This is a genomic window from Caldimonas brevitalea (assembly GCF_001017435.1).
GTDB classification, from domain to species: domain Bacteria; phylum Pseudomonadota; class Gammaproteobacteria; order Burkholderiales; family Burkholderiaceae_C; genus Caldimonas; species Caldimonas brevitalea.
Genome location: NZ_CP011371.1, coordinates 2,456,125 through 2,469,659 on the forward strand (window position 1 = coordinate 2,456,125; position 13,535 = coordinate 2,469,659).

Sequence of the window (13,535 nt, forward strand, 5' to 3'; positions counted from 1 at the left end):
GAAGATGCTTGAACTCAACGCCCACCTCCTGCACAGCCAAGGCGGGCGGTCCTATCAAGAAGACGCCTACGGCCTGCGCACCGCCGGTGACATCGCCTGCCTGGTGGTGGCCGACGGCGCCGGCGGCCACGGAGGCGGCGACCTGGCCTCCAAGCTGGTGGTGCGCGCCATCCTCGAGCAGCATGTGCTGCGGCCGGCGTGCTCGCTCGAGGCCGCGGCGGCGCTGATCCAGCATGCCCAGCAGGTGGTGCTGGCCGGCCAGAGCCGGTTCGCCCAATACCCGGACATGCGCTCCACCGTCATCATGGCGTTGGTCGACCTGGCCAGCGGGCGCGCCGTGCTCGGCAACGTCGGCGACTCGCGGGCTTATTGGTTCCGCCATGGCGACCTGCTGTTGCAGACCCGCGACCACAGCCTGGTGCAGCAGATGGTCGAGGCCGGCATGATCCCCCCCGAGGAGATGCGCACGCGCAAGGAGCGCAGTGTGCTGACCAGCTCGCTGGGCAGCCAGATGGGGATCGAGCCCTACGTCTATGAACTGGACTCGTTGGCCGACGCCGGCGACACCTTGCTGCTGTGCACCGACGGCGTCTGGGAATATGTGAGCGAAGACGACATGCAGCAGGTGCTGCGCCTCGACCAGGGTGGCGACCGCTACCTGGCCTACTTCGAGCATTGGGTCGACCAGCGGGCGCCGCAGAACCGTGACAACTTCACCGCCTTGCTGGCCACGTTCGCGGTCCAGCCCGACGACCAGCAGACCGTGATCGACCCCGACGCCACGTTGATCGCGCGGCTCGACGCGCTGGACGGCGGGAGCGGCGTTTGACCCCCGCCGGCACGGCCCCGGCAGCCCTCAGGAGCAACCACCCGATGAGACCTACTTCGCCCCGTGCCACGCGTGCTGCGCTGGCCCTCGCCGTCGTCGCCGTGCTGGCGAGCGCCTGCGGTGACAAGCAAACAGCCGACAGCGCCTCGCCGTCGGCCACCACCGCGGCGGGCAGCACCGCGCCATCGGGCACCGCCGTGCTGTTCGAGCCGAACCAAACGGTGGCCGTCACCGGGCCCGAGTTCGTCGCGTGGCGGGACCGCATGTTGAGCGAAGGCGGCAACACCAAGCTGCTGCAGGTGACCGGCCGTGCCTATGCCAACGAGAAGGCCGGGCAGGGCGAGGACCTGGGCCGCGCGCGCGCCGAGGCGGCCAGCATCCTGTTCATGGAGGCCTTGCCACCCGAACGCATCCTGCTGCGTTCGCAGCCGGCGGCGGGCGAGGCGCCGTCCGGGCGTTTCGAGGCGGTGGCGTTCGAATGGGTGGAGGCGCCGCCGGCGGTGGTCGCCGCGGCGTCGGATGCGCAAGCGGGCACTGCGTCGGCGCCTGCCGCGAGCGTCGCAGCACCGGCTTCGGCGGGCGCTGCGCCTGCCGTGGTCGCTGCGGCGCCTGCCCCGGCAGCGCCAGCCTCGGCTGCGCCGGCTGCCGGTACGACGGCGGCCACGCCCGCGACTACCGCGGCGGCCACCAGCGCCACGCCGGCGGCGGCAGCCGAGCCGGTGCGTTCGCTGGTGCTCTATTTCAACAGCGGCAGCGGCAGTCCCAAGCTGGGCAAGGCGGAGCGGCAGCAACTGCAGGCGCTGGTGAAATCGGCCGGCGACGCTGCCATCTCGGTCGTCGGACATGCCGACAACCAGGGCGCCCGCGAGCGCAACCAGGCGCTCAGCGAAACGCGCGCACAGGCGGTGCAGCGGCTGCTGGTGCAGCTGGGGGCGCGCGCCAATACCCTGCAAGTGGCGGGTGTCGGCGACCGCGAGCCGGCGCAGGCCAACGATGCGGCCCAAGGCCGCGCGCAGAACCGTCGCGTCGAAATCAAGGTGCTGTGACGATGGCACAGCTGTCTCCGCGCCGGGCCTCACGGGCAGGCCTGGCCCTGGCGACTGCCTGCACGCTGGCGTGGAGCGGCTGCGCGACGCCTCCCTCGGCGTCCGCGCCGGCGCCTGCTGCCGCGCCGCAGGTGGCGGAGCCACGTCCCGCCGAGACGCCGGCCGCGACGGCGCCCGCTGCGGGCCTGAAGCCGATCGAGACCGACGCCGGGCGGCTGGTGCCGGTGGACTGGAGCGAGGTGCCCGATTTCGAGGTCGACCCGCTCGACGACGTGCACAAAAGCTTCCGCTTCAGCTGCCCCTATCTCAGCCGTACGCCGCACTGGCGCCCGGTGTGTGCGCAGGTCGCGAAGCTGAAGCCCAACGATGCCGCAGGCCTGCGCCAGCTGCTGCAGAGCTTGCAGCCGTATCGGCTGGAGTCGAAGCAGGGCGAGCGCTCGGGCCCGATCACCGGTTATTACGAACCGGTGCTGCGCGGCTCGCGGGTGGCGCGCAACCCGTACTTCTATCCGCTGTATTCGCGCCCGGTCGACCTGGTGCCGCTCGATGCCAAGCGCGGCAAGGGCGTGACGCGGGGCCGCCGCGAGGGCGAGCAGGTGGTGCCGTACTGGACGCGTGCGCAGATCCCGACACCGCAAGGCCAACGCTCGATGAGCGGGCGCGAGATCGTCTGGGTCGACGACCCGATGGACGTCATCCTGATCGAGGTGCAGGGCTCGGGCCGGGTGGCCCTGCCCGACGGCACGGCGCTCAGGCTGTCGTTCGCCGATCACAACGGCCATCCCTACCGGCCGCTGAGCGCTTGGTTCCGCGACAAAGGGGAGCTCCCATCGCCCGGCATGCTGCAGATCCGGCAGTGGGCGCGGCGCAATCCGCCGGCGCGGGTGCAGGAGATGTTGTACAGCAACCCGCAGGTGGTGTTCTTCCGCGCCGAGCCGGTCACCGACGTCACCGTGGGCCCGCGCGGCGCCTCGGGCGCACCGGTGGTGCCGATGCGCTCGCTCGCGGTCGACCCCAAGGCGGTGCCGCTGGGCGCGCCGATGTACATCGAGTTTGCGTCGCCGCTGGCGGGCAACGTACTGAACCGGCGTGTCGTGTTCGGCCACGACACCGGCGGCGCGATCAAGGGCCCGGTGCGGGCCGACTTCTTCTGGGGCTTCGGCGAGCATGCCGGAGAGGTGGCGGCCAAGACGCGCCAGAACGGGCGGCTGTGGGTGTTCCTGCCGAAACCGTGAGCCGCGACGGCGGGCGGCGAGGGCCGGCGCTGGGCTGATGCCCCGCACCCCGGAGGGCGGGGGCTGCCGCCAGCCGCGCTTTAGTCGGTCGGCTTGAACTTCGCGATGAAGACCCGGCACTCGATGCCCTGCGGCATCACCTCGCGCCACTCGACCTCACCGCCGAGCTGTTTGACACGCTTGCGGATGCCGCCCAGCCCCAGCCCGTGCGACCACGAGGCGGGATTCTTGCCGATGCCGTTGTCACGCACCACGAGCTCGAACCGGTCGCCGTGCAAGGTCATCGCCACATCCACCCGCGTGGCCCGCGAATGCGCGATGGCATTGTTGGCCAGCTCGCGCAGCACCCGCGTCAGCGCTGACCACTGCACCACGCCCAGCGGCACGTTGCGGTCGAGGCCGACGTTCCAGGTCAGCTCGCACTCGGCGGCGTTGAGCCGGTGCACCAGGTCGCTTTTCCATTCGGCCGCGGCGTCGGACAAATGGTGGTTCTGCGCCGCCAGGCCGCGGGTCAGCGTCTTCAGGTCCTGCAGCGTGTGGCGGATGTAGTCTTCCATTTCGGGCGACTGGGCCTGGTACATCAGCGTCAGCAGCCGCGCGCCGATGTCGTCGTGGAGGTCTTGTGCCAGCCGCATGCGCTCTTCGCTGCGGCCTTGTTCGACGGCTTTGTCGAACGCCACCGCACGACGCAGCTGCTCGAAGATGCGGTCGGTCAGCCGCGCGTCTTCGGCGGTGAACAGCTTGCGGCCGCGGTGTGCAAAGCGGATCACGATCGAGCCCATGGTCGGCGCGCTCGGCTGCGGATTGACCATGTTGGGCACCGGCACCACCAGCGTGGAGCCGTCGGCGACCACCCGTGAGCGGGCGGTGAGCTTGTCGACCACCAGGATTTCCAGCGGCTCGAACAGCTCGCGCAGCAATCGCGTCAGCAGCGAGGAGGTGCGGTCGGGCCGGGCCTCGACTTCGCGCGCGATCTTGTAGAGCTGCTCGAACATGCGTTCGGTGGTGGCCACGCTGCTGCCCATCAGGCGGTCGAGCAGCCATTGGCGCGCGCCGACGTACAGCCCGAGCGAGACGAACAGGGCCAGCGTGACCGAGGTCACCTGACCGAGCGAGAAGGTGGCCACGAACAGCAGGTCGAGCGAGGTCGCGACCGTGGTGATGGCCGCCAGCAGCGAAAACTCGCGCATCATCTGCTGCGACTTCGACAAAAACGGGATCAGCAGCAACAGCGACGCGAAGAACACGTACCAGATCATCGACCCGATGATCGAGATGTTCTGCTGCACCCCGGATTCGCCGCGCGCCATCGCGACGGCGATGCTGAGCAGCACCCAGGTGGTGACGGCGATGATGCCGAAGCGCCGCAGCACCAGCGCGAAGGGGTGCGGTTCGACGCCGTGCGACCACGTCAGCAGCGCGATGGCCGCCATGCCGAGCAGCGCGCAGGCGCCCTGGACCCACCACCAGGCGGCCGGCAACCAGTCGAGCGTGGTGAGCACGACCAGCGCGGCGGTGGCGACCCAGACCGGCAGCAGCCACCAACCCGCATGCGCGACCTTGCGTGGGTAGACCGCCGTGGCGTGCACCACCGCGGCGGCGGTCACGAGGTCGAGTGCCACGCGCCCGTAGTAGTCCCAATCGGCCAGGCCCAGCGGCCAGGCGAGATCGAGCGTCGACTCGACGGCGATGAACACCAGGTTGGCGGCCTGGCAGCAGGCCATCACGGCGTAGACGCTGTTCAGCCGGTTGGGCCGCGCCAGCAAGACGGCCATCGCGACGCCGTAGACCACCAGTGCCAACGAGCACAGCAGCCAGAACAGCAGCCCGAGCCCCATGAACCCGCGCGGATGGGTGCGCAGGTCGAGCATGGTCCCGTCTGAAAAACGCAGCTGCACCTGCTCGCTCTGCAGCAGTTGGCCCAATTGGCGCTGCGTCGACAGATAGCGCCTGCCCTCGACGTCGTCGATCAGCCAGCGGGCGGAGCGTTGCAGCGCCAGGCCGTCCACCGGCACCAGCTTGCCGTCGCGCCCGGCCAGGCCCTCCAGGGTCTTGCCCTGTGCGGGCTTGAGCAAGGGGTCGCGCGCGAGGTTGAGCTCGACCTGGCCGTTGCCGGTGAGCCGCCAGGCCGCGCCGACCAGCGGCTGCTGGGCCAGCCAGTAGGCCAGGAAAAACACGCCGAGGCAGCCGAGCAGCGCGGTGGTGACCAGCAGCCGCAGCCGCCAGCCCAGCCAGCGCGAGGTCGGCGACTGGCGGCCCAGGCTGCGGTCGAAGGCGTTCCATTGCCCGGTGCTCAGCAATGCGTCCTGCGCGAAACCGCTGGTCTGCGGGGCGGCGGTGGGCGGCGGCACCGGGGTGGGGGAGGTCGGCGGAGGGCTCATCGCAAGGCGGCCCTGCTGCAGGCTACCGCGGCACGCCGGAGGCGGCCGGCCCGCAAGGGCGTTGGCGCGGGCGGGCGTGGCAAACAGGTCGGAACGGAATGTCTCATCGGGGCAGGGCGGGGAACGCGAGCCGGCGGCGCCGCAGCGCCCACGCAGCTCAGACCAGGCCTTGCTTGCTGGCCAGCACCGCCGCCTCGGCGCGGCTGGAGACGTTGAGCTTCTTGTAGATGGACTTGATGTGGTCGTTCACGGTGAACCACTTGATGCCCATCAGGCTCGCGATTTCCTTGATTGTGAAACCCTTGCTCAGGTAGGTGAGCACCTCGTTCTCGCGCGGCGTCAGGCGCTCGTAGTCGAGTTTGTCGGCCGGGTCCATCGGGATCGGCGGATGGGCCGGCTGAGTGTGGGCGACCGGCGGTTGCGGTGCCGATTCCGCCGGGGTGAAGCCGGAATCGCCATAACGGGTGTTGCCGAAGCCGCCATGGCGGAAGTGGGTCAGCAAGCGGCGCGCGATGGCCGGCGACAACGGCGGCTGCCCGCGCACGATCTTCTGCAATTCCTCGACCAGTACCTCGAAACGGTCTTCTTTCAGCAAATAACCGTCGGCGCCGCACTGCAGCGCGGGGAACAGATGGTCGTCGTCGGAGTAGAGCGTCGTGACGACCTTGGTCGCCGGGTACTGCGTCAGCTGGGCGAGCAGCTCGAGGCCGTTGCCGTCGGGCAACTCGAGGTCGAGCAGCATCAGCTTGAAGGGATCGGGGCCGGGCGCAACGGGGCGGCCGGGTTGCAGGCCGATGTGGCGGCGTGCGGATTCGAGGTCGCCGGCTTCGGTGATCTCGATCGCGTCGCTGAAGCTGTCCCGCACGACGCGACACAGAAAGGCCCGTGCGACCGGGTTGTCTTCAACGATCAAGACCTTGACTGCCATGTTGTGCGCCTTCCCTCAATTGGCGCAATGGTAGCGCACGCCCTGCCTTGGGCGGAGCATCTGTCACATCATGCAGGGACACCGACGGCCACACGGCCGCCGGCGCACCCGCGTCACGCCTCGGGAGGGCGCGTGCGGTGGATCAGTTCGTCAACACGACTTTGCCGCGCACCTGGCGCGCCGCCATCAAGTCGAAGGCGCGCTGCAGCTCGCTCATTTGCAACTGGTGCTCGATCACCGGTTTGATCTTGCCCTGCGCATACCAGGTGGCCAGCTGGGTCAATGCCTGCACGTTGTTCTTCGGCTCGCGGCGCGCGAATTCACCCCAGAACACGCCCATGATCGACGCGCCCTTCAGCAGCGGCAGGTTCAGCGGCAACGACGGGATGGTGCCTTGCGCAAAACCGATCACCAGGTAGCGCCCGCGCCAGGCGATCGAGCGGAACACCGGCTCGGCGAGGTCGCCGCCGACCGGGTCGTAGACCACGTCCGGGCCCTTGCCGCCGGTCAGCGACTTGATCTCGTCGCGCACGTTGCCGGTGCTGTAGTTGATGGTCGCGTCGGCGCCCAACTCGCGGCACAGGGCGCACTTCTCGTCGGTCGAGGCGGCCGCGATCACCCGGGCGCCGGCGGCCTTCGCAATCTGGATCGCCGCGGTGCCCACGCCGCCGGCGGCGCCGAGCACCAGCACGGTCTCGCCGGGCTGCAGGGCGGCGCGGTCCATCAGGCCGTGGTAGGTGGTCCCATAGGTGCACAGAAATGCCGCGGCGTCGGGGAAGGAGAAACCCTTGGGCAGCGGCATCAGCAAGGCCGCCTGCACGGTGGCGTGGGTGGCGAAGCCGCCCAGGCCGGCGAAAGCCGCGACGGCGTCACCCGGCTTCAGGTGGGTGACGCCCTCGCCGACCGCTTCGACCACACCCGAATACTCGGCGCCCGGCACGAACGGCAGCGGCGGCTTCATCTGGTATTTGTTCTGGACGATCAGCAGGTCCGGGAAGTTCAGCCCGGCGGCCTTGATCGCGACGAGCACTTCGCCGGCCTTGGGGCTTGGGGTGGGCACTTCTTTCCACGTCAGCGCTTCGGGGCCGATCGGGTTGTCGCAGATCCATGCTTGCATGTCGTGTCTCCTTCAAGAGTTCACGGATCATAGGCAGCCCTCAGGTGAGCGGGCGTCACCGAGGTGACGAGTCAATACAATCGCGCCATGCGTATTCTTGTTGCCAACGACGACGGCTATCTGGCGCCCGGCCTGCAGGCGCTGGTCGAGGCCTGTCGGGGCCTGGGCGAGGTCGAGGTGGTGGCGCCCGAGCAAAATGCCAGCGGCACCTCCAACTCGCTGACCCTGCACCGCCCGCTGTCGGTCTACACGGCGTCCAACGGTTACCGGTTCATCAACGGCACGCCATCCGACTGCGTGCACGTGGCGTTGACCGGGCTGCTCGAGCAACGGCCCGACCTGGTCGTCTCGGGCATCAACAACGGCGCCAACATGGGCGAAGACACCTTGTATTCGGGCACGGTCGCGGCCGCCATGGAAGGGTTTCTGTTCGGCGTGCCGGCGATTGCCTTTTCGCTGGTCGACAAGGGCTGGGCCCACCTGGACGCCGCGGCCGCGGTGGCCCGCGACGTGATCCAGCAGGTGGTGGCGCGGCCACCGGCCACCGGCCCGTTCCTGTTGAACGTCAACATTCCCAACCGGCCTCACGCGGACTTGCGTGGCCACGCGCTGACACGCCTCGGCCGGCGCCATGCGAGCGAAGGTGTGATCCGCCAGCAAGACCCGCGCGGCGAGCCGATCTACTGGATCGGGCCAGCCGGCGGCGTTCGTGAAGCCGGCGAGGGCACCGATTTTCATGCTGTCGAACAGGGCCGCGTCTCGATCACGCCGCTGCAGATCGACCTGACCGACCACCAGCGGCTGCCGATGTGGCGCCGCTGGTTCGATGGGTCTGCCGGCGATGAATGACGCCACCAAACCGCGTGTCGCCCCCAAGGCCTTCCCGCTCAGCCTCGACAAGGTGGTGCCGGGTGGCAAGGGCGCGGCGCCCGGGCGGGCCGAGGTGACCCCCGCGCCCGCCAAGCAGCGGCCGGCGGCCGCCGCGGCGAGCGCCTTGTTGCGCCCGCAGCGTCCGCTGCACGAGGCCGCCCAGGACAAGGCGCGGGCTGTCGCGCCGGTGGGCATCGGGCTCGACTCCGAGCTGGTGCGCATGCGCATGGTGCAGAAGCTGCGCCAGCAGGGCGTGCGCGACGAACAGGTGTTGAGCGCGATGCAGCGCGTGCCGCGCCACTTGTTCGTCGACTCGGCACTCGCGACCCAGGCTTACGAGGACACCAGCCTGCCGATCGGCCTGCAGCAGACCATCTCCAAGCCCAGCGTGGTGGCGCGCATGCTCGAGTTGATGCGGGGCCCGCGCGACGCGGCGCCGCTGCCTCGCATCCTGGAGATCGGCACCGGTTGCGGTTACCAAGCAGCGGTGTTGTCGCTGCTGGGGCGCCAGGTGATCTCGGTCGAGCGGCTCAAACCCTTGCACGAGAAGGCGCGCACGCTGCTGCGCGGGATGCGGGTCGACAACGTGCGGCTGGTGTGGGGCGACGGCATGCTGGGGCACGGCCCCAACGCGCCCTACGACGGCATTGTCAGCGCCGCCGGCGGCGACGCGATTCCGCCGGCCTGGCTCGACCAGCTGGCCGTCGGGGGCCGCCTGGTGGCGCCGGTGCTGCGCGGCAGCGGGCAGGTCATCGTGCTGGTGCAGCGCACCGAGAGCGGCTACACGCGCTCGGAGCATGAGGCGGTGCACTTTGTCCCTTTAAAATCGGGCACCACCTGAGCGCCCAGTCCTCATGGTTTCCACTTCTGGAGGTTTGATGAGTTTCAAGACCGGCGTTTGCATTGCAGTCGCCTTGCTGCTGACGGCCTGCGCCACTCCTCGGCACCGGGCCCCGGTCGAAGACCGCAATTCAGCGTCTGGTCGCGCGTCGACGGGCTCTGCTGTGGCCGATCCGAACAAGCCGCCGCCGCCGGGCATCGAGAACGCGGGCAAGCCCGGTTACTACACCGTCAAGCCGGGCGACACCTTGATCCGTGTCGGCCTGGAGTCGGGTCAGAACTGGCGCGACATCATGCGATGGAACAACATCGACAACCCCAACATCCTGGAAGTGGGGCAGGTGCTGCGGGTGGTGCCGCCGGGCTTCGACCCGACCGGCGCGGCCACCAAGCCGGTGGCCGCGGCCAAGGTTGAACCTCGCCCGCTCGACGTCAAACCCGGCATCGGGGCGCTGCCTCCGGCGCTCGAGGCGAGCGCGCCGGTCGTCGTGGCATCGGCCGCGTCGGCACCGGTGGCGCCGCCGCCCGTCCTGCCGCCGCCCACGCCGCCGCGTGAGGGCGACGACAACATCAACTGGATGTGGCCGGCCGGCGGCGCCGTGGTGTCAGGCTTCGACGAGTCGCGCAACAAGGGCCTGGGCATCTCGGGCAAGCCGGGCGACCCGGTATACGCCGCGGCGGATGGGCGAGTGGTGTACGCCGGTTCGGGGTTGCGGGGATATGGCAACCTCGTGATTGTCAAGCACAATAATAGTTACCTTACCGCCTACGCGCACAATCAAACGCTTCTCGTGAAGGAGGATCAAACTGTGCGCCGCGGTCAGAAGATCGCCGAGATGGGCGCCACGGATTCCGATCGCGTGAAGCTGCATTTCGAGATACGCAAGCAGGGCAAGCCGGTCGACCCGGCCAAGTTCCTTCCACCGCGCTGAGCGCACATCGGACTCCGGAGCCGAACATGATGATGAGGAAGCACGCCGAATTGAATGGACGCGAGCTTCCTGAATCAGGACTCGAACCCTTTCTCGAGTCCGATCATGTGGTTCCGGCCGAGACCCCGCCCGATGTGGCCGATGCGGTCCCCGCAGGCCCCGCGAAGACGGTCAACGAGTTTTCCGCCGGCGAGCCGGATATCGGCAACACGCTGCAGACCTATCTGCGCGAGATCCGCCGCACACCGCTGCTGACGCCGGAAGAAGAGTTCGCCACCGCCACACGGGCGCGCAGCGGCGACTTCAGCGCCCGTCAGGCGATGATCGAGCACAACCTGCGCCTGGTCGTGAGCATCGCCAAGAACTACCTCGGCCGCGGGCTGCCGCTCACCGATTTGATCGAAGAGGGCAATCTGGGCCTGATGCATGCGATCGGCAAGTTCGAGCCCGAACGCGGCTTCCGCTTCTCGACCTATGCCTCGTGGTGGATTCGCCAAAGCATCGAGCGGGCCATCATGCATCAGGCGCGGCTGGTGCGGCTGCCGGTGCACGTGGTGCGCGAGCTCAACCAGGTGCTGAAGGCACGCCGCCACCTCGAGGCGGAACTGTCGCGGCGGCCCGACGGCGACAAGCCGGTGCGGGTGGAAGACGTCGCTGCGATGTTGGGGCGGCCGGTGCAGGAGGTGGCGGAACTGCTGAAGTTCGCCGAAACCCCGACCTCGCTCGACGCGCCGCTCGAGCGCGACAACTCCGAATCGATGATCGACATGGTGGCCGACGAACAGGCCACCGACCCGATGGGCAGCACGCTCAACCGGGAGGTCGAGCACCTGTTGAACACCTGGCTCGGTGACTTGAGCGAGCGTGAGCGCGAGGTGCTGGCCGGCCGCTACGGTCTGCACGACCGCGACCCGGAAACGCTGGAAGTGCTGGCCGAACGGCTCGGCCTGACCCGCGAGCGCATCCGGCAGATCCAGCAGGAAGCTTTGCTCAAGCTGAAGCGCCGCATGATCCGCAACGGCGTCGACCGGGACTCGATCTTCTGAGCCCGGTCTTCCGGGTTTCGCTTTCGAACCCCCGCCGGGGCGTCGCGCAGTTGGCGCCGCGCCCTGTCGTTTTCCCGTTTGTTCCCCTGTTTGTTCCCCTGTTCCTGCTGCAGTCGCAGCTTTGACGAGAGGCGCCATGGTCTGGCCGGTCCTAGTTTTCGACATTGAATCGATTCCCGACATTGCCGGCTTGCGCGCCTTGCGTGCCGCGCCGGCCGAGCAGAGCGACGAGGAGTTCTTCGCCCAGGTGCTCGCCGAACGGGCGGCGGCCGGGCAGAGCGACTTCATGCCCCACTACTTGCAACGGGTGCTGGTGATCAGCTGCGTGTTCCGCAATGCCGAGGGTTTGCGCGTGCATTCCTTCGTCGACCGGGAGCCCGACGGCGTGAGCCAGGAAGGCAAGATCATCCAGACCTTCTTCAACACGATCGAGAAGCACGTGCCCCAGCTGGTCAGCTGGAACGGCGGCGGCTTCGATCTGCCGGTGCTGCACTACCGCGGTCTGCGCCACGGCGTCACGGCCAACCGTTATTGGGATCTGGGCGAGGACGACCGCGAGTTCAAGTGGAACAACTACATCTCGCGTTACCACCTGCGCCACCTCGACCTGATGGATCTGTTGGCGCTGTACCAGCCGCGCGCCAACGCGCCGCTGGACGCAATGGCGAAGCTGTGCGGCTTTCCCGGCAAGCTGGGCATGGACGGATCGGCCGTGTTCGGCGCTTACAAGGCGGGCCAGCTGGAAGAGATCCGGCGCTATTGCGAAACCGACGTGATGAACACGTATTTGCTGTACTGCCGGTTCCAGCAGATGCGCGGCGGCTTCACCGAAGCTGAGTACGCCCGTGAAATCGAGCACGTGAAACAGACCCTGGCACAGACCGACGAGCCGCACTGGCAGGAGTACCTGGACGCCTGGGGCCGATAATTCGGTTCATGACGCAAGTAAATGAATGGCTCAAGATCGAATCGCTCGATCTCGAGGCGCAAGGCGTGGCTCACAACGCCGAAGGCAAGGTGGTGTTCGTCGAAGGCGCGCTGCCGGGCGAGGAAGTCCAGGTCAGCACGGGGCGCCGCAAGAACAACTGGGAACAGGCGACGCTGCGGGCGCTGCGGCAGGAAAGCTCGCAGCGTGTGACGCCGCGCTGTGTCTATTTCGGCACCTGCGGCGGCTGCAAGATGCAGCACTTCCATGTCGGCGCGCAGGTGGCGGTCAAGCAGCGTGTGCTGGAAGACAACCTGTGGCACCTCGGCAAAGTGAAACCCGAGACGATGCTGCGGCCGATCGAGGGGCCCACCTGGGGCTATCGCTACCGCGCCCGGCTCTCGGTGCGCCACGTGGTGAAGAAGGGCGCCGTGCTGGTGGGCTTTCACGAGCGCAAGTCGAGCTATGTGGCCGACATGCGCAGCTGCGAGGTGCTGCCGCCCCACATGAGCCGCATGTTGGTGCCGCTGCGCGAGCTGATCGCGTCGATGGACACCCGCGACCGGCTGCCGCAGATCGAAGTGGCGATCGGCAACCTCGACGGCCAGCTCATCACGGCGCTGGTGCTGCGCCATCTCGAGCCGCTCGGGCCTGCAGATCTGGCGCGGCTGCGCGAGTTCGCGGCGCAGCACGAGGTGCAATGGTGGTTGCAGCCCAAGGGCCCCGACAGCGTGCACCTGCTCGACGAACAGGTCCAGCAGCTGGCCTACACGCTGCCCGAGTTCGGCATCACGATGCCGTTCAAGCCGACCGACTTCACGCAGGTCAACCACCAGATCAACCGGGTGCTGGTCAACCGCGCCTTGCGCTTGCTCGACGCGCAGCCGCATGAGCGGGTGATCGACTGGTTTTGCGGCCTCGGCAATTTCACCTTGCCGATCGCGCGCACGGCCCGGGAGGTACTGGGCGTGGAGGGCAGCGAGGCGCTGGTGCAGCGCTCGCGTGAGAACGCGCGCTACAACGGCCTGGCCGACAAGACCCGCTTCGAGGCGCGCAACCTGTTCGAGATCGCCCCGACCGAGCTGGCAGCCTATGGCGCCGCGGACAAATGGCTGGTGGATCCGCCGCGCGAAGGTGCTTTCGCGCTGGCCAAGGCGCTGGCTGATGTGCACCAGCAACCGGACCTGACACCCGACTACCGGCCGCCGCAGCGTATCGTCTACGTGTCGTGCAATCCCGCCACGCTGGCCCGCGACGCCGGGCTGCTGGTGCACCAGGCCGGCTATCGATGCGTGGCGGCCGGCGCGGTCAACATGTTCCCGCACACGGCGCACGTTGAAAGCATGGCCGTGTTCGAGAGAAGCAGCTGAGCTTCTTCTTCTGTCG

General features: G+C 68.5%; 12 protein-coding genes. 9 read left to right on the forward strand and 3 right to left on the reverse strand.

The features are described from left to right. Positions 1-4 precede the first annotated feature (4 nt). The 3 genes from AAW51_RS10970 to mltA are packed head-to-tail and all read left to right on the forward strand — an operon-like array spanning position 5 to position 3,110. Entirely contained in the window at positions 5-829 is an 825-nt protein-coding gene (locus AAW51_RS10970) for a PP2C family protein-serine/threonine phosphatase (RefSeq protein ID WP_047194653.1), read from the forward strand. Positions 830-873: 44 nt separating this feature from the next. Then, positions 874-1,875 carry an OmpA family protein gene (locus AAW51_RS28060; protein WP_053013481.1) on the forward strand — a complete coding sequence of 334 codons (1,002 nt, stop codon included), beginning with the start codon at positions 874-876 and terminating at the stop codon, positions 1,873-1,875. Between the two features lie 2 nt (positions 1,876-1,877). Beyond that, positions 1,878-3,110 carry a murein transglycosylase A gene (gene mltA, locus AAW51_RS10980; RefSeq protein ID WP_047194654.1) on the forward strand — a complete coding sequence of 411 codons (1,233 nt, stop codon included), beginning with the start codon at positions 1,878-1,880 and terminating at the stop codon, positions 3,108-3,110. Positions 3,111-3,190: 80 nt separating this feature from the next. Here the strand turns inward: mltA and AAW51_RS10985 are convergent, their stop codons facing one another. The 3 genes from AAW51_RS10985 to AAW51_RS10995 form a co-directional block, all read right to left on the reverse strand. Next, positions 3,191-5,491 carry a sensor histidine kinase gene (locus AAW51_RS10985; RefSeq protein WP_238947828.1) on the reverse strand — a complete coding sequence of 767 codons (2,301 nt, stop codon included), beginning with the start codon at positions 5,489-5,491 and terminating at the stop codon, positions 3,191-3,193. Positions 5,492-5,648: 157 nt separating this feature from the next. Further along, positions 5,649-6,419: a LuxR C-terminal-related transcriptional regulator gene (locus AAW51_RS10990; RefSeq protein ID WP_047194655.1), complete on the reverse strand. Its 771-nt coding sequence runs from the start codon at positions 6,417-6,419 to the stop codon at positions 5,649-5,651. A 142-nt stretch (positions 6,420-6,561) separates the two neighbouring features. Continuing rightward, on the reverse strand, positions 6,562-7,536 hold the full coding sequence (locus tag AAW51_RS10995) for an NADPH:quinone oxidoreductase family protein (protein ID WP_047194656.1): 975 nt from the start codon (positions 7,534-7,536) through the stop codon (positions 6,562-6,564). 87 nt (positions 7,537-7,623) lie between these two features. On the opposite strand from AAW51_RS10995, the gene surE reads away from it, so the two are divergent. From surE to rlmD, 6 genes are all read left to right on the forward strand, one after another. Further along, positions 7,624-8,385 (forward strand): 5'/3'-nucleotidase SurE, encoded by a 762-nt coding sequence (gene surE / locus AAW51_RS11000; protein ID WP_047194657.1) that lies wholly within the window; start codon positions 7,624-7,626, stop codon positions 8,383-8,385. Further along, positions 8,378-9,247, forward strand: a complete 870-nt coding sequence (locus AAW51_RS11005; protein ID WP_083438684.1) for a protein-L-isoaspartate(D-aspartate) O-methyltransferase — start codon at positions 8,378-8,380, stop codon at positions 9,245-9,247. Before surE ends, AAW51_RS11005 begins: the two co-directional genes overlap by 8 nt. Positions 9,248-9,284: 37 nt before the next feature. Continuing rightward, on the forward strand, positions 9,285-10,178 hold the full coding sequence (locus tag AAW51_RS11010) for a peptidoglycan DD-metalloendopeptidase family protein (RefSeq protein ID WP_238947829.1): 894 nt from the start codon (positions 9,285-9,287) through the stop codon (positions 10,176-10,178). Between the two features lie 26 nt (positions 10,179-10,204). Continuing rightward, positions 10,205-11,224, forward strand: coding sequence for an RNA polymerase sigma factor RpoS (gene rpoS / locus AAW51_RS11015; RefSeq protein ID WP_047194659.1), 1,020 nt, complete (start codon positions 10,205-10,207; stop codon positions 11,222-11,224). A gap of 136 nt (positions 11,225-11,360) precedes the next feature. After that, entirely contained in the window at positions 11,361-12,152 is a 792-nt protein-coding gene (locus tag AAW51_RS11020) for a 3'-5' exonuclease (protein ID WP_047194660.1), read from the forward strand. An 8-nt stretch (positions 12,153-12,160) separates the two neighbouring features. After that, positions 12,161-13,519: a 23S rRNA (uracil(1939)-C(5))-methyltransferase RlmD gene (gene rlmD, locus AAW51_RS11025; protein WP_047194661.1), complete on the forward strand. Its 1,359-nt coding sequence runs from the start codon at positions 12,161-12,163 to the stop codon at positions 13,517-13,519. Positions 13,520-13,535: the final 16 nt, after the last annotated feature.

Coding starts and splice junctions, on each gene's coding strand:
- AAW51_RS10995 (WP_047194656.1), bottom strand. CDS start 7,536: ATGCAAGCATGGATCTGCGACAACCCGATCGGCCCCGAAGCGCTGACG.
- AAW51_RS10985 (WP_238947828.1), bottom strand. CDS start 5,491: ATGAGCCCTCCGCCGACCTCCCCCACCCCGGTGCCGCCGCCCACCGCC.
- AAW51_RS11005 (WP_083438684.1), top strand. CDS start 8,378: ATGAATGACGCCACCAAACCGCGTGTCGCCCCCAAGGCCTTCCCGCTC.
- rlmD (WP_047194661.1), top strand. CDS start 12,161: ATGACGCAAGTAAATGAATGGCTCAAGATCGAATCGCTCGATCTCGAG.
- AAW51_RS10970 (WP_047194653.1), top strand. CDS start 5: ATGCTTGAACTCAACGCCCACCTCCTGCACAGCCAAGGCGGGCGGTCC.
- AAW51_RS11020 (WP_047194660.1), top strand. CDS start 11,361: ATGGTCTGGCCGGTCCTAGTTTTCGACATTGAATCGATTCCCGACATT.
- surE (WP_047194657.1), top strand. CDS start 7,624: ATGCGTATTCTTGTTGCCAACGACGACGGCTATCTGGCGCCCGGCCTG.
- AAW51_RS10990 (WP_047194655.1), bottom strand. CDS start 6,419: ATGGCAGTCAAGGTCTTGATCGTTGAAGACAACCCGGTCGCACGGGCC.
- AAW51_RS28060 (WP_053013481.1), top strand. CDS start 874: ATGAGACCTACTTCGCCCCGTGCCACGCGTGCTGCGCTGGCCCTCGCC.
- mltA (WP_047194654.1), top strand. CDS start 1,878: ATGGCACAGCTGTCTCCGCGCCGGGCCTCACGGGCAGGCCTGGCCCTG.
- rpoS (WP_047194659.1), top strand. CDS start 10,205: ATGATGATGAGGAAGCACGCCGAATTGAATGGACGCGAGCTTCCTGAA.
- AAW51_RS11010 (WP_238947829.1), top strand. CDS start 9,285: ATGAGTTTCAAGACCGGCGTTTGCATTGCAGTCGCCTTGCTGCTGACG.